Source organism: Streptomyces sp. JN8 (genome assembly GCF_055808075.1).
The window spans coordinates 7517297-7536836 of sequence record NZ_CM147852.1 but is presented as its reverse complement, the minus strand read 5'-3'; the positions used below and the strand labels follow the sequence as shown (position 1 = coordinate 7536836).

19 protein-coding genes are annotated in these 19540 nt (G+C 74.5%); 10 read left to right on the top strand and 9 right to left on the bottom strand.

Annotation, left to right across the window (positions count from 1 at the left end; translation table 11 throughout):
* Positions 1–17: 17 nt before the first annotated feature.
* Positions 18–455: an OsmC family protein gene (locus tag ACY0MR_RS33130; RefSeq protein WP_361862819.1), complete on the top strand. Its 438-nt coding sequence runs from the start codon at positions 18–20 to the stop codon at positions 453–455.
* Positions 456–515: 60 nt separating this feature from the next.
* Here the strand turns inward: ACY0MR_RS33130 and ACY0MR_RS33125 are convergent, their stop codons facing one another.
* Entirely contained in the window at positions 516–1217 is a 702-nt protein-coding gene (locus tag ACY0MR_RS33125) for an RraA family protein (RefSeq protein ID WP_404083636.1), read from the bottom strand.
* A 259-nt stretch (positions 1218–1476) separates the two neighbouring features.
* Here ACY0MR_RS33125 and ACY0MR_RS33120 point away from each other — a divergent pair, with 259 nt between their 5' ends.
* Positions 1477–2976 carry an APC family permease gene (locus ACY0MR_RS33120; RefSeq protein ID WP_388797230.1) on the top strand — a complete coding sequence of 500 codons (1500 nt, stop codon included), beginning with the start codon at positions 1477–1479 and terminating at the stop codon, positions 2974–2976.
* Between the two features lies 1 nt (position 2977).
* Positions 2978–3400: a universal stress protein gene (locus tag ACY0MR_RS33115; RefSeq protein WP_361857311.1), complete on the top strand. Its 423-nt coding sequence runs from the start codon at positions 2978–2980 to the stop codon at positions 3398–3400.
* A gap of 19 nt (positions 3401–3419) precedes the next feature.
* On the opposite strand, the gene ACY0MR_RS33110 is transcribed toward ACY0MR_RS33115, so the two are convergent.
* Together ACY0MR_RS33110 and ACY0MR_RS33105 are read right to left on the bottom strand one after the other, a co-directional pair.
* Entirely contained in the window at positions 3420–4934 is a 1515-nt protein-coding gene (locus ACY0MR_RS33110; RefSeq protein WP_473557103.1) for a carboxylesterase/lipase family protein, read from the bottom strand.
* A gap of 57 nt (positions 4935–4991) precedes the next feature.
* Positions 4992–6227, bottom strand: a complete 1236-nt coding sequence (locus ACY0MR_RS33105) for an MFS transporter (RefSeq protein ID WP_473557101.1) — start codon at positions 6225–6227, stop codon at positions 4992–4994.
* 253 nt (positions 6228–6480) lie between these two features.
* Here ACY0MR_RS33105 and ACY0MR_RS33100 point away from each other — a divergent pair, with 253 nt between their 5' ends.
* Both ACY0MR_RS33100 and ACY0MR_RS33095 read left to right on the top strand, forming a co-directional pair.
* Positions 6481–7455: a LysR family transcriptional regulator gene (locus tag ACY0MR_RS33100; protein ID WP_388797221.1), complete on the top strand. Its 975-nt coding sequence runs from the start codon at positions 6481–6483 to the stop codon at positions 7453–7455.
* Between the two features lie 243 nt (positions 7456–7698).
* Positions 7699–8064, top strand: a complete 366-nt coding sequence (locus ACY0MR_RS33095; RefSeq protein ID WP_388797218.1) for a hypothetical protein — start codon at positions 7699–7701, stop codon at positions 8062–8064.
* Positions 8065–8294: 230 nt separating this feature from the next.
* On the opposite strand, the gene ACY0MR_RS33090 is transcribed toward ACY0MR_RS33095, so the two are convergent.
* Together ACY0MR_RS33090 and ACY0MR_RS33085 are read right to left on the bottom strand one after the other, a co-directional pair.
* Positions 8295–8804, bottom strand: coding sequence for a DinB family protein (locus tag ACY0MR_RS33090; protein ID WP_404083623.1), 510 nt, complete (start codon positions 8802–8804; stop codon positions 8295–8297).
* 86 nt (positions 8805–8890) lie between these two features.
* A complete protein-coding gene (locus tag ACY0MR_RS33085; protein ID WP_361857329.1) occupies positions 8891–9259 on the bottom strand; it encodes a cupin domain-containing protein in 369 nt (122 codons plus the stop codon).
* 365 nt (positions 9260–9624) lie between these two features.
* Between ACY0MR_RS33085 and ACY0MR_RS33080 the strand changes: the two genes are divergently transcribed.
* From ACY0MR_RS33080 to ACY0MR_RS33070, 3 genes are all read left to right on the top strand, one after another.
* On the top strand, positions 9625–9984 hold the full coding sequence (locus ACY0MR_RS33080; RefSeq protein WP_388797209.1) for an SPW repeat protein: 360 nt from the start codon (positions 9625–9627) through the stop codon (positions 9982–9984).
* Between the two features lie 192 nt (positions 9985–10176).
* Complete coding sequence (locus tag ACY0MR_RS33075) at positions 10177–10530, top strand: DUF805 domain-containing protein (protein WP_361857334.1); 354 nt, start codon at positions 10177–10179, stop codon at positions 10528–10530.
* A gap of 320 nt (positions 10531–10850) precedes the next feature.
* On the top strand, positions 10851–12140 hold the full coding sequence (locus ACY0MR_RS33070) for an ATP-binding protein (RefSeq protein ID WP_388797206.1): 1290 nt from the start codon (positions 10851–10853) through the stop codon (positions 12138–12140).
* Here the strand turns inward: ACY0MR_RS33070 and ACY0MR_RS33065 are convergent.
* Positions 12118–13056 (bottom strand): carbohydrate kinase family protein, encoded by a 939-nt coding sequence (locus tag ACY0MR_RS33065; RefSeq protein ID WP_473557095.1) that lies wholly within the window; start codon positions 13054–13056, stop codon positions 12118–12120. The two genes, ACY0MR_RS33070 and ACY0MR_RS33065, sit on opposite strands and share 23 nt — an antisense overlap.
* Positions 13057–13345: 289 nt before the next feature.
* Here ACY0MR_RS33065 and ACY0MR_RS33060 point away from each other — a divergent pair, with 289 nt between their 5' ends.
* Positions 13346–13897 carry a YdeI/OmpD-associated family protein gene (locus ACY0MR_RS33060; RefSeq protein ID WP_404083712.1) on the top strand — a complete coding sequence of 184 codons (552 nt, stop codon included), beginning with the start codon at positions 13346–13348 and terminating at the stop codon, positions 13895–13897.
* Positions 13898–13913: 16 nt separating this feature from the next.
* On the opposite strand, the gene ACY0MR_RS33055 is transcribed toward ACY0MR_RS33060, so the two are convergent.
* Positions 13914–14423 (bottom strand): GNAT family N-acetyltransferase, encoded by a 510-nt coding sequence (locus ACY0MR_RS33055; RefSeq protein ID WP_392866362.1) that lies wholly within the window; start codon positions 14421–14423, stop codon positions 13914–13916.
* A 92-nt stretch (positions 14424–14515) separates the two neighbouring features.
* Positions 14516–15628, bottom strand: coding sequence for a hypothetical protein (locus tag ACY0MR_RS33050; protein ID WP_404083709.1), 1113 nt, complete (start codon positions 15626–15628; stop codon positions 14516–14518).
* A 473-nt stretch (positions 15629–16101) separates the two neighbouring features.
* Between ACY0MR_RS33050 and ACY0MR_RS33045 the strand changes: the two genes are divergently transcribed.
* Entirely contained in the window at positions 16102–17580 is a 1479-nt protein-coding gene (locus ACY0MR_RS33045; protein WP_473557092.1) for a PP2C family protein-serine/threonine phosphatase, read from the top strand.
* A gap of 290 nt (positions 17581–17870) precedes the next feature.
* Here ACY0MR_RS33045 and ACY0MR_RS33040 read toward each other — a convergent pair whose 3' ends face one another.
* Complete coding sequence (locus ACY0MR_RS33040; RefSeq protein ID WP_361863058.1) at positions 17871–19364, bottom strand: DNA-binding protein NsdB; 1494 nt, start codon at positions 19362–19364, stop codon at positions 17871–17873.
* Positions 19365–19540: the final 176 nt, after the last annotated feature.

Genomic DNA, 19540 nt, shown 5'->3' with positions numbered 1-19540 from the left:
CGAAGGAGACCGTCGCCATGGCCGACTACCGGATCGAGACCGTCCGCACCGGGTACCGGAACTGGACCGCCCGGAACGACCGGGGCGCGGAGGTCCGGATGGCCGCCGCGGACGACGCCGACGCGCAGCCCTCGTTCACCCCGGTCGAACTGCTGCTCGCGGCGATGGGCGGCTGCGGCGGGCTCGTCGTCGACCGGACCGCGCGGGCCGTGGACCACGACGACCTGAAGATCGTGGTCGAGTCGGTCTCCGGACCGGAGGACGACGGCCGGATCGGCCGGATCCGGGTCAGCTACGAGTTCGAGCTCCCGGACAGCAACCCGAAGGCGGCGGAGGTCTTCGCCCGCGGAGTGCGGCTGACCCACGAGAAGTTCTGCACGGTCAGCCGCACCGTGGAGCACGGCGCGCGCGTGGAGGCGGTCCTCCCGGACGGCACCGTCGGCTTCGAGGGCTGACCCGCGGGCCGGGGCGGCCGCTTCGCCGAACCCGCCCCGGCGCTCGTCCGTGCTCCCGGCTCACTCCTCGATCGCGCCGCCCGTCGCGCGCAGATGCTGCCGGAAGGTGCGGGCGGGGTCCTCGGCCCGGGCCGCGAGATAGGCGTCGAACCGGGTCTGGGCGCGGAGCGTCTCCCCCGCCCCGATGCGGCGCGCCTGCTCCCGCTCCGTACGCGCCAGGGTGCGCGCCGTCTCCAGCACCTCCCCCACCCGGGCGGCCGACACGAAGAGCACGCCGTCGTCGTCGGCGAGCACGACGTCCTCCGCGGTCACCGTGTGCTCGCCGAAGCGGGCGGCCGTCAGCGCGTCGGCGTCCCGGGGGTCGAGGCGTACCGGGCCGGGCGCGTACCGCCCGTAGGAGAAGACGGGCAGTCCGATGCGAAGCAGGTCGGGGGTGTCCCGGTGCAGGCCCCAGACAGCGACCCCGGCGACGCCCGCGGCTCGTGCCTCCAGGACCGCGAGGTCGCCGATGCAGGCCTCGTCGCGGCGGCCGGCGTTGTCGATGACGAGCACGTCACCGGGTCCGGCCAGGGTGAAGGCCTCCAGGAAGACGTCCACGCTGCCGTAGTGCCGTACCGGCAGGGCCCGCCCGGCGACCCGCTGCCCCGCAGCGATGGGCAGTATCCCGGCGGGAGCGGCGCGCAGCGGTTCCCCGAGGCGCACGCAGGCGTCGGCGACGAGCGGGGTGGAGAGTTCCGTGAAGTCGACCGGATCCTGCGGCATGGGGCGCTCCGTTCGGTGACGCGTGCGGTACGGCGGGCTGCGCGATGCTACCGGGCGCCGTTCCGCGGGCGGCCCGCCGACTCCAGAAGCGCCTCCCGGCCGGGCCGGCCCGCCCACGCCAGGGGCGCCGTTCCGCGGGCGGCCCGCCGGCTCCAGGAGCACCCGGCCGGGACCGGCCCGCCCCGGCCGGGTGCCTCTGGCGTGCAGGCCCGGCGGGGCCTCCCTACGATGAAGTCACCCCTCTCCAGAGCGAGGCACCATGGCCGCAGAGGACGCTTCCCGGCCCGCCGAACGCCCGGCGGGACTGAAGGCGAACGCGATCGGGTTCGTCGACGCCCTCGTCATCGGACTCAACTCCACCTCCCCCGCGTACTCCCTGGCCGCCGTCATCGGCCCGATCGTCGCGCTCGCCGGGATCTACGCGCCCGGCGTGATGTTCGCGTCCTTCGTCCCGATGCTGCTCATCGCGTCCGCGTTCTACTACCTGAACAAGGTCGACCAGGACTGCGGTACGACCTTCTCCTGGGTCACGCGCGCGATGGGGCCGTGGGCCGGATGGCTCGGCGGCTGGGCCATCGCGATGACCGGCGTCCTGGTCGTCGGCTCCCTCGCGGACGTGGCCGTCAGCTTCGCGCTGCTCTCCTTCGGCCTCGACAGCTGGGTGGACAACGACTTCGTACGGCAGTCCCTCACCGTGCTCCTGATCCTGGTGATGACGGCCGTCTGCGTCATCGGCACCGAGCTGTCGGCCCATGTGCAGAACGTCCTCATCCTGGCGCAGGTCGCCTTCCTGCTGGTCTTCGTGGGTGTGGCGCTGTACAAGGTGTACGACGGCACGAGCGCGTACGACTCCGTCGAACCGGCCCTCAGCTGGCTGAACCCCTTCGGCGCCGGAGGCGCGGCGCTGACCGGCGGGCTGCTGCTCGGCGTGTTCATCTACTGGGGCTGGGAGTCCGCGGTCAACCTCACGGAGGAGGTCAAGGACTCCGCGACCGCCCCCGGGAAGGCCGGTCTCTGGTCGACCGTCATCCTGCTCGTCACCTACGTGTCGGTGGGGTTCGCGGTGGTCGCGTACGCCGGTCCGACGTTCCTCGCGGAGAACGCCGGCGAGGAGGAGTTCATCTTCGCCCAGCTCGCCACCGACGTGCTGGGCGGCTGGGACTGGGTCCTGCTGCTGGCCGTCTCCACCTCCGCGATCGCCTCCACGCAGACGACGATCATCCCGGCCTCCCGGACCGCGCTGTCCATGGCCCGCCGGCGCGCGCTGCCCGCGCACTACGGACACATCAGCCCGCGGTTCCGCACCCCCGACGTGAGCACCTGGTGGGTCGCCGGCATCGCCATCGCCTGGTACCTCGTGGTGAACCAGATCAGCACCAACGCCCTCTTCGACTCGCTGACCGCCCTGTCGCTGCTGATCGCCTTCTACTACGCGCTCACCGGCATCGCGTGCGCCGTCTACTACCGGCGCCACCTGTTCGAGAGCGTCCACAACTTCCTGCTGATCGGCCTCGGACCGCTCGTCGGCGCCGGGCTCCTGACCTGGCTCCTGGTGAGGTCGGTCTCCGACATGTCCGATCCCGCGAACTCGTACAGCGGCACCTCGTGGTTCGGCCTCGGGCCGCCGCTCGTCATCGGGATCGGCATCGCCCTCACCGGGGTGGTCATCATGATCGTGTGGCGGCTGCGGTCGCCCGTCTTCTGGGAGGAGCGGCCGGGCGTGGCCGACCCCGACCTGGTGCACGGCAAGGAGCGCTGAGATGTCGGTCGTGCTCGGTTACGACGAGTCCCCCGGTGCGGCCCGCGCGCTGCGCATCGCGGTCGAGGTGGCCGCCGCCTTCGACGAGCGGCTGGTCCTGGTCTACGGCGCGGCGGCGCCCGGTCCGCTGGGCGAGGAGTACCGGTCCCACTACGACGCCATCCGGCAGACCGGTCGCGCGGGCCTGGAGCACGCGGTGACGGAGGCGGACCGCGCGGGTGTCCCGACGGTCGTGGAGGTGCTCGACGAGAACCCGGCCCAGGCCCTCATCGACGCGGCGACCCGTCACGCGGCCCGGGTCATCGTGGTGGGCAGCTGGGGGGAGAGCCCGATGCGCGGCGCGCTGCTGGGCTCCACGCCCCACAAGCTGCTCCACATGTCGACCGTGCCGGTGCTGTGCGTGCCGCCGGAGTCCCGCGCCTGACGGCGCGGGGGCCTCGTCCTCAGTCGAGCCAGAGCGCCCGGACCGGGCCGAGCGGGTCGTCCTCGACGCGGGGTTCCGCGTCCCAGATCCTCGTGGCGCGCCCGCCGGCGGTGTAGCGGGGCCAGTCGGGGCCGGGGTCCTGGTCGGTCACGAACGCGACCCAGGCGCGGTGCATCGCGTCGGCGAGGCCGCGCGGCGGCGCGTCCCCCGCGACGGCCGGGACCCCGTGGGCGTCGAGGAGGTCGAAGGCGAAGGGCAGGTCGACGCAGTGGAAGGCGAGGTTCGCGGCGGGTGAGCGCCAGGCGAACTCGTAGAGCCAGGTGGGCCGGCCGTGGGCGGCGCGGGCCTCGGCGACCGCGAGGTTCGGTGCCCGGAAGGTGGCGTCGGTCAGGGCCTGGCCGAAGAGCCGCTCCGGTCCCGCCTCCGCGTACGCCTCGGCGAAGGCGTCGACCCGGTCCGGGGCGAGGCCGAGTCCGCCGAGCAGGACGGGCAGCGGCGGGCCCTCCGGCCCGGGCGCGGGGAACGGGGTGAACTCGTGCTCGGTGAACCCGAGCATCAGCGGCACGTCCGCACCCGCCCCGCCCGTGGTGAGGGCCTCTTGGACGGGCAGCGGGACGAGCTCGCCGTCGGCGAAGGGGGCGAAGGACAGCATCGGCGGCAGGCCCTCGCGGTCGGGGCCCGGCTCGCCCAGACGGTCCTGGAGCGCGAGGATCTCGTCGTCGGCCAGGTCGCGCAGGGCGGCCGCGGTGGCCGGGACGCCGGTGCGGGCGGTGAGGAGCCGGGCGGCCGCCCGGGCGACCTCGGGGCCGTCGGGCCGCGGGACGGCGCCCGACACCGAGAGGGCGCCGCGGAACAGGCCCCGGGCGGCGGGGACCGCGAGCAGGGTCTGGACCGCGCCGCCGCCCGCCGACTGCCCGGCGACGGTGACCTTTGCGGGGTCCCCGCCGAAGGCCGCGATGTTGTCCCGGACCCAGGAGAGCGCGGCGATCCAGTCGCGCACGCCCCGGTTGTCGGGGGCGTCGTCCAGGTGCAGGAAGCCCTCGATGCCGAGCCGGTAGCCGACCGACACGAGGACGACGCCGTCCCGGTTGAAGGCGGCCCCGTCGTACCAGGGGCTGGCGGCCGATCCGGCGACGTAGCCGCCGCCGTGGATCCAGACGAGGACGGGCAGCCCGGCGGCCGGGTCCGCGCGCGGGGTGAAGACGTTGAGGTTGAGGATCCCGGCGCCCGGCACCGTGGGCTCGGGGATCGTGGTGATCTCCGCGAAGGGCCGGCGCTGGGCCGTCGGGCCGTACGCGGTGGCGTCCAGCGGCTCCGTCCACGGCTCGGGCGGCACGGGCGCCGCGAACCGCAGGTCTCCGACGGGCGGCTGCGCGTACGGGATGCCGAGGAAGCGCAGGCTGCCGTCGGCCCGGCGGGCGCCCCGGACGGGTCCTCGGTCGGTGGTCACGGTGGTGCCGTCGGCGCCGGTGCTCGCGGGAGTGGCAGTGGACGCGGGGGTGCCGGTCGTGGCGGTGCTGCCGGTGCTGCTCATGGGTGCTGCTCCTTCTGCGCGGGGGCACACGAGGCCCGGGCAGGAGCCTGCCATCGTTCAGTTACACGTGTCAACGCCTGTGCTCGCCGCCTGTTCCCGCCGGGGCAGCAGGACAGGCGTCGCGAGCAGCAGGGCACCGGCGAGGCCGATCGCCGCCCGCGGTCCGACCACCGCCGCGAGGAACCCCCAGAGCGCCGTCAGGGCGGCGATCGAGGCCTTCGCCGCGACGGACCAGGCGGTGAGGGTGCGGACGACTCGGTCGGTCGGCGTCAGGTCGAGGCGGTGGGCGGCCAGGACCGGGTTCCACACCCCGATGCAGGTGATCAGCACCAGCTCGACGGCCATCACGAGGACCAGCCCCGTCACCCCCGGGTGCACCAGGACGAGACCGACGGGCCAGCACGCCCGGAGCGCCCCCGAGACCCGCAGGACGCGGTGTCGCCCGTACCGCGCGACGAGCGGCCGGGAGAGCCGCGCGCCCACGAGGCCGCCGAGGCAGGGCACCGCGAAGGCGAGCCCGTACTGCCAGGGGGCGAAGCCGAGCGGACCGAGCATGAGGACGGCGAGCAGCGGCGAGGTCGCCATGATCAGCCCGTTGACCAGGACGGCGTTGAGGAACAGCGGGCGCAGGACGGGCTGGGCGAGGAGGTGCCGCCACCATTCGAGCAGGTCGCCCAGCCCCGCCGCCGGACCCTCCGTGCGGGTGGGGACGGGCTCGTGCGCCCGGATGGCCCGGATGCCCAGCGCCGAGAGCAGATAGCTCACGGCGTCGACGAGCACGGTCGCCACCGGGCCGAGGAGCGCGACCAGCGCTCCCCCGAGCGGCGGGCCGAGGACCGTCGCGGTCCAGGTCGTGGATTCGAGGCGGGCCTGCGCGAGGAGGCGCCCCTCCGCGGGCACGAGGGCCTTGAGGCAGGCGCCGGAGGCCGCGCCGAAGGTGATGTCGGCGGCCGCGACGACGGCGGAGACGAGCAGCAGCTGGGCGAAGCCGAGCCGGCCCAGCGCGTACGCGCCGGCGACGCTCAGGACCGCCGCGCAGCGTACGAGGTCCATGGCGACCATCACCGGGCGCTTGCGGCGGAACTCCACCCAGGGGCCGAGCGGCAGAGCGACCGCCGCACCGACGGCCGCGCCGACGGCGGCGAGCGCGGACACCTCCGCGGAGCCCTCGTGGAGCACGGTGACGGCCAGCAGCGGGAGGGCGTTGAAGGCGACCCAGGTCCCGAGGGTGCCGGCCGCGTACGCCGCCCACAGCCACCCGAAGTCCCGCCCGAGGGACGTTCCGCCCGCCATGCCCGCGCCTCTCCGCCGAAGGTCCGCACCACCGCGCGCCACCGGCCGCCATCAAAGCGAGGGGAGAAGCCGCAGATCAAACAACCGCGGGACGCCTGGGGGACAACCCGTGGTTGTCGGACCGTGCCGGAATGTGTCGCAATGAGGGGAAGCGGGACGTGCGACGTCCGACGGCGGCCCGGGGGGCGTCCTGCCGATCAGGCCGGGCCCCGCGAGCCCGGCCTGATCGACGCGACACCCCTAGGCTGCGGGCATGGACCTCGACGCCGTGCGCACCTTCCTGGCCGTGGTGGACTCGGGGCGGTTCCGCGACGCGGCCGCCGAGCTCGCGGTGACCCAGCAGGCCGTGTCCAAGCGGATCGCCGCGCTGGAGAGGGAGCTGGGCGTGCGCTTGCTCGCCCGTACCGCGCGCGGCGCGGAGGTGACGATCGACGGCCAGGCCTTCCTGCCGCACGCGCGCGCCCTGCTGCACGCCGAGGCGCGGGCGCTGGCCTCGGTGCGGCCCGAGCGGCGGGCGCTGCGGGTCGACGTGATCGGCCGGAGGCTGGCGACGGCGGGTCTGCTGCGGGGGTTCCACCGGGCGCATCCGGAGACCGAGCTGGACGTCGTGACCCTCTTCGACGCCGACGCGGCCGTCGCCGCCCTGGCGGCCGGCACGATCGACGCGTCCTTCCGGGCGGTCACCATGCCGGGCCGGAGCCTGCCCGAGGGCATCGGCGCACGGCCGGTCCTGGACGAGCCGTTGCAGCTCCTGACGGGGCCCGGGCACGCGCTCGCGGGCGCGCGCTCGGTGCCGCTCGCCCGGCTCGCGGGCCATCGGATCTGGATTCCCGGCATCGTCGGGGGGACCGAGTGGGCGGCCTACTACGCGGACCTGGCCGCCGCGTTCGGGCTCACCATCGAGGTGACGGGCCCGGACTTCGGCCCCGAGGCGCTGTTCGACACGATCGCGGACTCCCCCGAGCTGGCGACGTTCGTCGGTGCGGGGACCCGCCTCGTCTGGCCGGCCGGCCACGACCTGCGGCGCGTCCCCGTCCACGGGCCGACTCCGGTCTACCCGCACTCACTTCTGTGGGCCGTGGACAACCCGCACCCCGCGCTCCTCGCCCTCCGCGCGCACCTGGCCGGCTCTCCCGAGGCGCCGGGGGCGACGCCGCCGGACGGAGAGCGGGACGACATCTGGACACCCGACTGGGCGCGGCCCCGCGATCAGCGCTCGGAGCCCTAGGGGGTGTCTTGTCGATCAGGCCGGGCTCGCGGGGGCTGGCACCTCGCCTCGCCGCGTTGTCGTCGGTCGGCATGGTCCCCCGTAGCCCTTCGGGCACGGGAGGTGCCCCCACCGCCATGCCTCCCTCCTCCGCCTTGCGATCCACGGCACCAGCCCCCGCTCCCTGATCCGGCCCGATCGACAAGACACCCCCTAGAATCTCCACGCCCGGGAGAGTCGCGGCGGAGCGGAAGGCGGCCGGTGATGGAGTGGAAGCCCGACGCCGTCGTGGGCGCGCTCGTCTTCCTGCTCGGCGTGGGACTCATCGTGGCCGGAGTGGTCTGGAAGGGGCGCGCGGTGCGGCCGTTCGCCGCCTCGCGGGCGCGATCCGTGGCGCAGCGGGAGTACGCCCGCGACCTGCAGCGGGCCGCGGACCACGTGATCGAGCGGGCCCGCCGGTCCGCCGGCGAGGGCGAACCGGCCATCGTCACCGTGGAGGCGGTCGTGCGCACGACGCAGGACCGCTACGGGTACGCCGAGGTGGAGCGGCGGCACGCGGCGGCCGCGCTGCGCCGGCGGTTCGAGCACGGGCGCTGCGCGGCCGACTGCGTCACGGACGCCTTCGGCTGAACGTCGGCGCCCCGTCAGGGGATCGCTCCGCGGCGGGCGCCGGCGCCTCCGCGGGGTCCCGTCACCGCACGGCAGGGCGCGAACCCGGGCCACCGGGCCACCGGAGCGGCTTCGGGACCGCGGTACCGCCGCGGGCGCCGAGGTGCCGGGACATCGAGGGGCGGCACGGTGCCGGGACGTCGACGGGCGGCACGGTGCCGGGACGTCGACGGGCGGCGCGTGCGCCCGGCTCACTCCCCCGTCGAGCCGTCGAGGCGTTCGCGCAGCAGGTCGGCGTGGCCGTTGTGCCGTGCGTACTCCTCGATCATGTGGGCCAGGACGTAGCGCACGGAGTACGTCTCCTCCTCGTGCGTCCCGGTGACGTCGAGGGAGGGCGCGGCGGCCACGATCGCGCGGGAGTGGTCGCACTCCTTCCGCCAGACGGCGAAGGCCTCGTCCGGGTCGGCACCGTCGACGTCGAACTCGGCCCGGGCGGCGGAGCCGGGCGGGGTCCAATGGCTGGGTATCCCCTCGCCGTTGAGGACGTTGCGGAACCAGCCGCGCTCGACGTCGGCGGCGTGGCGGACGAGTCCGAGAAGCGAGAGTCCGGAGGGGTCGATCGCCCGGCTGCGCAGCTGCTCCGGGGAGAGTCCCCGGCACTTCAGGGCGAGGGTGTCGCGCTGGAAGTCGAGCATGGCGGTGAGCGTGGCGCGCTCGTCGCCCGTGCGGGGCACGGCCGTGCGCTGATCCTGGATGGTCATGCGGGCATTGTGCCGCCGCGATCCTCGCTCCCGCCCGCGGTTTTCGCCGTTCCGGCGACCGGTGCCCCGTCAGCCGCCGCGACGGGTCAGCCGGAGGGCCGGGCGTAGTCGCCGAAGCCCGTCCAGTCCACCGCGACGCACGCCTCGTCGCCGAGGACCCAGGCGTCGTGGCCGGGCTGGACCTCCATGTAGTCCCCCGCGCCGTACTCCGCCGACTCGCCGTCGTCCATGACGACCTTCATCCGGCCGCTGACGACGTACCCGACGTGCGACGCCTGGCAGCTCTCCGTGCCGGCGATCGGCCCGACGTGCTTGGACCACTGCCAGCCCGGCTCGAACACCGCCCGGCCGACCGGGCCGCGTTCCCCGTGGAGCAGGTCGAGCCTGCCCTTGCCGTCCTCGAAGGGGCGGGTCTCGTCCGCTGCGTCGAAGTTCCTTCTGACGATGCCGGTCATCATCGGCTCCCGGCGGTGGAGAGGTCGGGCCCCGAGTCCACCTCCAGGCTACGCCCGGGCTCCGCGGCGCACACGGCCGCGGGAGCGGCCCTTTCGTCTCCTGCCGGGACCTCGCTGAACGGCGGTCGGCCTTTGGTGGATCCACGCATATCCGGAGCTCGAATTCTGTGCATATCCCTTACCGGACAGACCTACACATAAAGGCCAGATAAGAGCACAATGAAGCAGCGGCAGCATTCGCCGCAAGTGCGGTCAGACGTGCATGACGCCAGAAGGAGGCGAGTCGTATGGCCGACGTCTCACACCGTCCCGGCGATATCGCGGGACACCCCGATGCGCCGGAAATGCGGGACCGATATGCCCGTATGCTCCAGACCCGAGGTGTCGCGGCGGTCGAGGAGCTCGTGATCCTCGCCGGCGTCTACGCCGCGATCTCCGCGTGGACGGTCCACTTCTCCGCCACCCAGCCCGCGCTCGCCACCGCGAACCTGGTCGTCGGCATCGCCCTCGCGGTGCTCGGCCTGTGCATGTCGATGGTTCCCGAGCGTTCCCAGGACCTCAACTTCGTCGTCCTGCTGATGGGCGCGTGGCTGATCATCGCTCCGTGGGTGGTCGGGTCGAGCCCCGACACGGGCACCGTCCTCAGCAACGTCATCACCGGCGCGTGCGTCTGCCTGTTCTCCCTCACGGCCGGCGGACTGCTCATGACCAAGCGAAGGACGTGAGGCCGGATCCCCTTCCGGAACGGCGGCCCCTCCTCTCCCGGAGGCGCCGCCGTTCGCTGTTCTCCGCCTCCGGAACGGCCACTGCCCGGTAACGAATTGACCCACGCGGTTTCAGCCACCTAAGTTCTGCGTAAAGCTTGCTCCACAGGGACAGGCTCTCCCGCTCGCATACCCGGTCCTTGGGGGGACAAAGTGAACTGGTACCTCGACGTCATCAAGAAGTACGCCGTCTTCAGCGGCCGGGCACGGCGCAAAGAATTCTGGATGTTCCAGCTGTTCAACATCATCGTCTCGATCGTCCTCGCGATCATCGGCACGGCGATCGACTTCTCGCTGCTGAGCACGCTCTACTCGCTCGCCGTCCTCCTGCCGTCCCTCGGCGTCACCGTCCGCCGTCTGCACGACACCGGCCGCTCGGGCTGGTGGGTCCTCATCGGCCTGGTGCCGCTCGTCGGCTTCATCATCCTCATCGTCTTCACGGCCTCCGAGGGCGAGCAGCAGCAGAACGCCCACGGCCCGAACCCGAAGCTGGCCCCGGCCTACTGACGGTCCCGGCCCCCGACGGGTCCGGGTCGCTCGAAGCCCCGCCCCGCCGAAGGCCACGGTCCGCCGAGGACCCCGGCCCCCTGAAGGCCGCGGTCCTCGGAACGGCCTGCTGAAGGCCCACGTGTACGGCCCCCGGAGAATCCTCCGGGGGCCTTTCCGCGTTCCCTCGCACCCCGGGCCCCGTCACCGTGCGGACCGGTGCCGCATAGAGCCGCCGCGGCGCGTTCGGCCCGGTCCCCTTGTGCAGGATGGCGCACGACCCGGACCGGGCCCCCCGCCTAGCCTCGCCGCAACGGCACCAACGAGGGGCGGTACCACCGGTGAACTGGCACATCCACGACTACCGCGAGAGCGATCTCGCCGCCGTCGTCCATCTGATCGACACGACCGCGGAGCTCGGGCAGGAGTCCGTCTTCTCGCTGGCCGAGTGCATCAGCGCCCTGACCGGTCGCCAGCCGGCCGTGGTGGCCGTCCACCAGGGCGTGCCGATCGGCGCCGCGCTCGCCTCGGTCTCCGGCGAGCGGGCGTGGGTCATGCGCATCGCGATCGCCTCCGCCTGGCGCGGCCGGGGCCTCGCCAGCGCGCTCCTGGTGGAACTGGAGCGGCGGCTGGTCGCGGCCCGGGTCGGGAGGATCGCGTACGTCCTGCCGGAGGAGGAACTCCTCGGCGAGGGCCTCCTCAACGCCGGGTACACCCGCCAGCCGGCCGTGGCGTACTTCGAGAAGGTGGAGCCGCTGCACGGCCCCGCCGCCGGGCTCCTCGACGACCTGGGCGGGCGGCTGCTCCCCGGCGACCTCTGGACCAAGGTCGCCGGCATGGAGCGGGAGAAGGACCTGATCGAACGACGGGTGGTGCTGCCGCTCGCCGAACCGGAGCGGGCCGGCCGGCACGGGGTGCGGCCGCCGCGCGCGATCTGCCTGTTCGGCCCGCCCGGCACCGGCAAGACGACCTTCGCCCGCGCGATCGCCTCCCGGCTCGGCTGGCCGTTCGTGGAGATCCTCCCGTCCCGCCTGGCCGACGAGGGCAACCTCGCCGCCGCGCTGCGGTCGGCGTTCGCCCGGATCGCGGAGCTGGAGCGGGTCCTCGTCTTCATCGACGAGGTCGAGGAGATCGCTCCCGTGCGCTCGGAGCCCGCGCAGCCGGGCGGCATGCACGGGGTGACGAACGAACTCCTCAAGCTGATACCGGGGTTCCGGGAGCGGGACGAACGGCTGCTGGTCTGCGCCACCAACTCGATCCGCTCGCTCGACCCGGCGTTCCTGCGCCCCGGCCGGTTCGACTACCTCATCCCGATCGGCACCCCCGACAAGGCGGCGCGGGCAGCCATCTGGGCCCGGTACACCGACGGCAGGCCGGAGGTCGACATCGACGAACTGGTCCTGGCGAGCGACCTGTTCACCCCGGCCGACATCGAGCACGCCGCCCGGATCGCCGCCCAGGCGTCCTTCGAGCGGGACCTGCTCGCCGTCGGCGCCCGGGGCGGGGACGGTCCGGCACCGGGCGCCAGCACGGCGGACTACCTGGCGGCCATCGGGGAGTGCCGGCCCACGGTGACCCCCGAGATGGTGGAGCAGTTCGCCTCGGACATCACCTCGCACGCCCGGACCTGAGGACGTCCCCCCGGAGCACGGCCTCCAGTTCGGCCCGGTCCGGCGGCTGCGAGCCGGCCCGGGAGACGGTGACCGCCGCCGCGGCCGACGCCCGCCGCAGCAGCGCGTCGAGGTCCTCGGCGCCGAGCGCGCCCAGGGCGTCCCGGCCCCGTCCGGCGAGCCCGTCGAGGACGGCCGACATGAAGGAGTCGCCCGCGCCGACGGTGTCGACGACGACGGCCGGGAGCGCCTCGGCCTCGACCAGGTGCTCCCGGCCGAGGGCGAACGAGCCGGCCGCGCCCCGGGTGACGAGGACGAGGGCGGGCCCGAGGCCCCGCCAGCGGGCGGCGACCGCGCGCGGCTCCTCGTCCGGGTAGAGCCAGGCCAGGTCCTCGTCGCTCGCCTTCACCACGTCGCTCAGCGCGACGCAGCGCTCGACGCGGGCCACGGCCGCCCCGTGCTCGCCCATGAGGGCGGGACGCACGTTGGGGTCGTAGCTGACGGTGGCGTGCGGCCGCAGCCGCTCCGTCTCGGCGAGGACGGCGGCCGCGCCGGGCGCGGTGACGGCGGCGATCGAGCCGATGTGGAGGTGGTCGGGTGCCGGGCCGGCGGGCGCTCCGCCGGTCAGCGTCCAGGCGATGTCGAAGCGGTAGGCGGCCCGGCCGTCCGCGTCGAGCCCGACGACCGCCGAGGGGGTGCGCGGGGGCCGCTCGCCGACCTCCACCCGTACGCCGGCGGCCCTGAGATGGGCCTCGATGAGCCGTCCGGCGTCGTCGTCGGCGAGCTGGGTGAGCAGGGTGACGTCCCGGCCGAGCCGCCCGAGGCCGTGGGCGACGTTGGCGGGGCTGCCGCCCGGGTGGACTCGGTCGGCGGCGCCGGAGCCGGCCGGGGCGGGGACGATGTCGGCGACGCACTCGCCGATCACCAGGAAGGACATGGGTCGCGGCTCCTTGTCGAGGATGCGGTGCCCGTCGAGGCGGACCTCGCCGCGGGCGCCCCTGGCGGACGGTCCGCAGATCGTACGCGGCGGGGGGGCGGGCGCCGCCGGGGCGTCCCCCGCCACGGGCGCCCGACGCCCTATCGTGGTCACCGGCGCTCCCCCGCGGGGTCGGAGCGGCGGCGGGCGGCGCGGAACCGCCACGGCCCGCGCGCGGAACGCGAGGCCGGCGAGGGCCGGCGACGACAGGGGGACCGCTCCGGTGGAGCAGTACGAGGGACTCGACCTGATGACCGTCACCGGGACCGAGGAGCTGGAGGCGTGGCTGGAGGACCACCACGCGGACCGGGCGGGGGTCTGGCTGAGGATCGCGAAGAAGGGCGGGGGCGGTACGTCCCTGACCAATCCGGAGATCCTCGACTGCATGCTCTGCTTCGGCTGGATCGACGGGCAGCGCAGGGGCGGCGACCACGCCTACTACCTCCAGAAGTACACGCCGCGGCGCGCCCGGAGCCTCTGGTCCCAGGTGAACGTCCGCAAGGTCGCGGTGCTCACCTCGGCGGGCCGGATGCGTGAGCCGGGCCTTGCGGAGGTGCGGGCCGCCCAGGCGGACGGCCGGTGGGAGTCCGCCTACCCCTCGCAGGCGGAGGCGACCGTGCCGGACGACCTCGCGGCGGCCCTCGCCGCCGCCCCCGGCGCGAGGGCCTTCTTCGAGGGGCTCGGGAGGACCGATCAGTACCTGGTGATCATGCGGCTCTGGCAGGCCCGTACGGAGAAGGGGCGGGCGCAGCGGCTGGAGCGCATGGTGGCGACGATGGCGGCGGGCGAGAAGGTGCGGTGAGGCGCGCCGGGACGCCTCACCGCAGGCGCCGGTAGAGCACCTGGTGGGCGTCGTGCTCGACGAAGGACGAGACGTGCGTCATGCCGACGGCCTCCAGGAGGCGCCGGGAGCGGACGTTGGCCTCCTGGGTCAGCGCGACCACGCTCGGGGTGTCCCGGAGGGTCGCCTCGACGACGGCGCCGACCGCCTCCCGCGCGTAGCCGTGCCCCCAGTGCTCGGGCAGGAACTGGTACGAGACCTCCGTCTCCCCGTCGCGCGCCGCGGGCTCCACCGTGACGAGGCCGAGCAGGAGGTCGTCGGCCGACCGCACCACCGCGTGGACGCCGGGTGCTCCGACGACCCTCCGCTGCCGGATCCGGACGACCTGCTCGGTGACCGGTCCGCCCAGGTGGCGTCTGACCTCGGGGTCCGTCCACAGCCTGGTGACCGCCGGCACGTCGGCGGTGCGCACCGGGCGCAGCAGGAGCCGCTCCGTGACGAGGGGGGCGGTTCCGGGTGGCGGGGCGGAGGTGGGCGAGGCGGCCATGCCTCCGATCATCTCAGCCCGGGCAGCCGCCCGTCGGCCCCGGTCGTCGACACGGCCCAGGGGGTCTTCCGGACGGGAGAACCGTCGCGGGCTCAGTCCGCCATGCGTCGCGTCAGCGCGGCCAGCGCTCCGGGCCGGCGGCCCGGGACGCGGCGGCGCAGGGCGATGAGCTGGGGGCCGAGGGCGCGGGCCCGCGGCCGGTCGCCGATTCGCTCCCACTGGTGATGGGCGCGGTCCACGGCTCCTTCGACGTCGGTGTCGTCCGTAGGCTGCCCCAGCCCGAGCCGGGCCTCGGCGGCGGAGAGCCACAACTCGCAGCTGCGGGCGGGGTCCCCGGCGAGGCGGGCGAGGTCGGCCCGGACCTCCGTCCAGTGGACGGCCTCCGGGGACCGGGGGCCGTGGCGGCGCAGGGCCTCGCTCTCCCAGGCCGAGGCCACCGCGGACGCCTCGCCGTGGCGTCCCGCCGCCGCGGCGGCCAGGATCGCGGGGTGCGGGTCCTGCTCCACGACCGGCGCGGGGGCGGGAGCCGGCGCGAGGAGGACCGACTCCGGGGAGGCCGCGGCCGTCAGGGCGGCGGACTCCGTGTGGAGGGTGGCGTACGGCAGGCGTGCGCCGGAGCGCCATAGTTCGGCCCAGGCACGCAGATAGGCGGGTGCGAGGGGCTCGCCGCGGCGCGGCGCGGGGACCACCCTCCCGTAGAGAGTCGGTCCGGGTCCCAGCCGCAGGAGACCGGGGTCGGCGGTGAGGCGCTCCCAGACCGCGGGGTCGGCGGCGAGGTCCGCGACGACGGTCGTCGTGCCGGGGGCGCGGACGGCGAGTTCGACGGCGAGCCAGTGCCAGGGCAGGGCGGTGTAGCGGAGGGTGGCCGGGGTGGTCCGGGCCAGGGCGAGGTGGGTCAGCTGCTGTCGGCGGTCGAGATGGAGCTGCCCGGCGAGGCAGACCACCAGCGGGCCGGGGCTCGCCGCCGCGGCCCGCAGACGGGTGAGGACGGTCTGCGGGTCGAGCGGGTCGGCGAGTTCGACGAGGGTCGCGGTGGAGGTTCCGGTGAGGACGCCGGGCGGCACGGCGGCGAGGGCCGGCAGCACGGACGCCGCGTCGATCGCCCGCCCGCGGCCGGCGGGCGCCGCGGCGAGCAGGAACGCGGTGCCGGCGGCCGTCGTCTGCGCCCGGGGCCGGGGCGCCGTTCCCGACGGCGGAGACGCCATGGCCACCGGCGGAGACGGCATGACCACCGGCGTGACACCCGCCACCGGGGCCAGGGGAGCCGCGGGGGTCGCTGCGAGAGTCGTCGGGGCGGGCGGGAGAGTCGTCGGGGTCGCCGGGCCCCCCGGGCCCGTCATCCCCGCCGGTGCCGCCCCACCCTTCGGCACCCCGTTCGCCACACCCGTAACTGCCGTACCGGAGACCCCCGTCGTGCCCGCTCCCGTTCCCGTGCCCGCCCCGCCCGTGGCCGCTGTTCGCGTGCTCACCGTGCCGTTTCCCTCGTCGTTCACCACCCCCGCACCGTAACCCGTCGTCCACCGGCCGAAATTCGCCGGGCCTTTGACATATGCCGGAAGCACCACCGGATCGAGTGTTGCCAAATCCCTTACGGGCCGTCCCGGGCTGTGCAACAGTCGTGTACGGGCCTCACCTTCACACCTGGCCTGGCCGCGCCGCGCCTGTATCGGAGTACGACATGCCGTCCCCACTGTTCGCGGATCACCCCGCCCAGCAGCCGGAGCCGGGCGCGGTGGACGCGCTGATCTCGCAGACCCGCCGCCTGCGCGGCGAGCTCGTCGCCGTGCGCCGTGACGCCGTGGTGAACGACGACGACCCCCAGCAGCGCTGGCAGCGCGCCCTCTGCGACCTGGCCGTCCACCAACTCGACGACCTCGGCGCGCACTTGGGACAGCTCCGGGCGGGCGTTCCCGAACAGACCGGGACCGTGGACACCGAGGATCCCGCGGAGCCGGCCCTCGACACCGCGCGCCCCACCGATCCCGGCACCGCCTACGGCGAGCTGCCCCCGCAGCGCACCGGATCCCTGCTGTCCCGCGTCGGCAGCGCCGAGTGGAACCTCCTGACCGACGAGGTCAGTTGGTCCGAAGAACTGTTCCAGATCTTCGGACGCGCGCGCGAGAACGGCCCCATGTCGCTGGACGAGATGCCCACGATGGTCTTCGTCGAGGACCAGCCCGTCCTCCAGGGCATGGTGACGGACTGCCTGATCGACGGGAGGCCGATCGACGGGGAGTTCCGCATCGTGCGGACCGACGGCTGCGTCCGCACCGTGCACATGACGGGCGAGCCCGTGCTCGACGCCGACGGCTGCACCGCCTCGATGTGGGCCGTGCTGCGCGACGTCAGCGAACTGCGGCGCAGCGAGCGGGCCGTCCGCGAGAGCCGGGACAGCCTGGAGCGCAGCCGCCACATCGAGGAGACCGAACGCCGGGTCGCCGTCGAGCTCCAGGAGGCGGTGCTCCCGCCGTGGCGCGGCTCGCTCCGCTTCGCCCACGACGGCCCCGCGCCCCTCGACGTGGCCGCCCACTACCTCCCCGCCGCCAGCACCGGACTGATCGGCGGCGACTGGTACGACGCCCTGGCCCTGCCCGACGGGGACGCGCTCCTCACCGTCGGCGACCTGACGGGCCACGGGGTCGCCGCGACCTCCTCGATGGCGATGCTGCTCGGCGCCCTGCGCGGGATGGCGGTGGCCGGGATCCGGCCCGGCGCCCTGATGGCCCATCTGAACCAGCTCCTGGAGACCTCCGTCCAGCCCGCTCTCGGCAGCGCGATGTGCTGCCGCTACGACCCGGTCGCCCAGAGGCTGACCTGGGCGCAGGCCGGGCACCCCGCCCCGCTGCTGTTCCGCGACGGGACGGGGCACGTCCTGCGGCGCCCCGAGGGCGTGCTCCTGGGGGCGACGACGGGAACCGTGTACGGCGAGACCGAGACCCCGCTGGTCCCGGGCGACCTCCTCGTCCTGCACACCGACGGGCTCACCCGGGGCAGCGGCCCCGACGACGACACGGGCACCCGACGGCTGCTCGCCCTCGGCGCACGGCTCGTCGGGGCGCGGGACGCCCAGGAGGGCGTCCGCGCGGTGGTCGAGGAGTTCGGCGAGGAGCAGCGCGAGGACGACGCCTGCGTGATGGTGGTCCGGGTAGGCCGCTGAACCACCTCTCCCGCCCGGACACCGACCAGGCGACGACACGGCGCCACGACGACCCGGCAGGCCTCGTCACGGTACGGCGAACCCGCCCGTACAGCGGCGCGGTCCCCGCCGTACCGGCGCGCCACGACGCTGTGGCACGGCAGCACGGATGAGGGCGAGCGCTCCGCCACGGCACTCCTGCCGTCGGGACGTCACACCCGGCGCGGTCCGGCGGGCGGCTTACGGCGGCGGCCCGGCGACGCGCGCGTGCGGCGGCCGCACGAGGGGCCGGCGGCCCGGCACCCGGGCCCTCAGGCCTGCCCCGTCCTCGGCCGGTTGACGGGGGACCGCGGCAGGGCCAGCTCGATCTCCTCGCGCAGGTGCTCGATCCTCGCGTAGCCGGCGTACTGTCCGGTCAGCCGGTACATCTCGCGGAGCCGGTCCCAGGTGCGGTGGGACGAGGTCTCCCCCATGGACATCAGGGCGAGCCGCGCGTACCGGTCCGCCTGCTCGGGGTCGTCGGCGATGAAGCAGGCCGAGGCGAGCGAGATGTGGTCGAAGAGCTTCGAGCGGTCGTGGCCGCCGCGCCGGAGTTCGAGCGCCAGCTTGGCGTGGCGCTGCGCGGGGACGGCGGCGGCGGGATCGTGATCGGCCAGGGTGCGGTAGGCGAGGGCCTGCATGCCGTGCATGTCGGCCTCGTCGAAGTTCTGCATCCAGCTGGGGTTCTCCTCGTCGCGCCGGTCGGACACGAAGAGGTCCTCGGCCTCGCCGAGGGTCCGGCGCATGGCCTGGCCCCGGCCCATCGAGGCCTGCGCCCAGGCCTCGATCGTGTGGAACATGGCCCGGGTCCTGGGCAGGACGCGTTCGCCCGAGCCGTCCTTGGCGAGCTTCATCAGGTCGAGGGCGTCGTCGGGCCGGCCCAGGTGCACCATCTGGCGGGCCGCGCGGGACAGGGCCTCGCCGGCCCTCGGCCGGTCGCCGCCCTCGCGGGCCGCGTGGGCGGCGATGACGAAGTACTTCTGCGCCGTGGGTTCCAGGCCCACGTCGTGGGACATCCAGCCGGCCAGGACGGCCAGGTTGGCCGCGACGCCCCAGAGGCGCCGCTGGAGGTGGTCGGCGTGGCGGTAGGCGAGCATGCCGCCCACCTCGTTGAGCTGGCCCACCACCGCCTTGCGCTGGAGACCGCCGCCCCGGGAGGCGTCCCAGGCACGGAACACCTCCACCGAGTGCTCCAGCGCCTCGATCTCCTCCGACCCGATGGGGGCGGCCTCGTAGCGGTCGAACCCGGCGGGATCGGCGTGGAGGGGATCGGAGGCCCGCTGGGGGACACCCTGGCGAGCGGGGTCGGTCTGCAGCCAGTCGTGCATGGCGTTGCTGAGTACGGAGCCGGCGGCAAGCGCGGCACCCGCGCCCACCAGGCCGCGTCGGTTGAGCATGAGGTCCATTCCCGTGAATTCGGTGAGGACCGCCGCCGTACGATCGGGTGCCCAGGGCAGCCCGTCAGGGTTCTCCGTCTTCCTGACGTCCTGCCGCTTTCCGCTGCGCCCGTGTCGTACGAACCCGAGGTCCTCGATGGTCACGACACGGCCGAGTCGCTCGGTGAACAGTGCTGCCAACACCCGGGGGACCGGATCGCGCGGGGTCTCGCCCCGGTCGATCCACCGCCGCACCCGCGAGGTGTCGGTCGCCAGCTGGGGGTGGCCCATGGCCGCCGCCTGCCGGTTGACCAGTCTCGCGAGTTCGCCCTTGGACCATCCGGCCAGGCCGAACAGGTCTGCCAGGCGGGTGTTGGTTTGTCCGGTCACGTCTAAGCCCCCAGGTTCTCGGCTGAGTTGACAGTAGCCCCCTGTCATAGGCCTGGCGACAATTCGCCAGGCTTCGCCAGGGTGCGCGAGATGTTCCGCCACCCGCGCGCGGGTGTCAGGTAGGAATGCGCCACCCCGCCCCGCCGACCGGCCCTCATTCCCCAGGGTGCGGACCG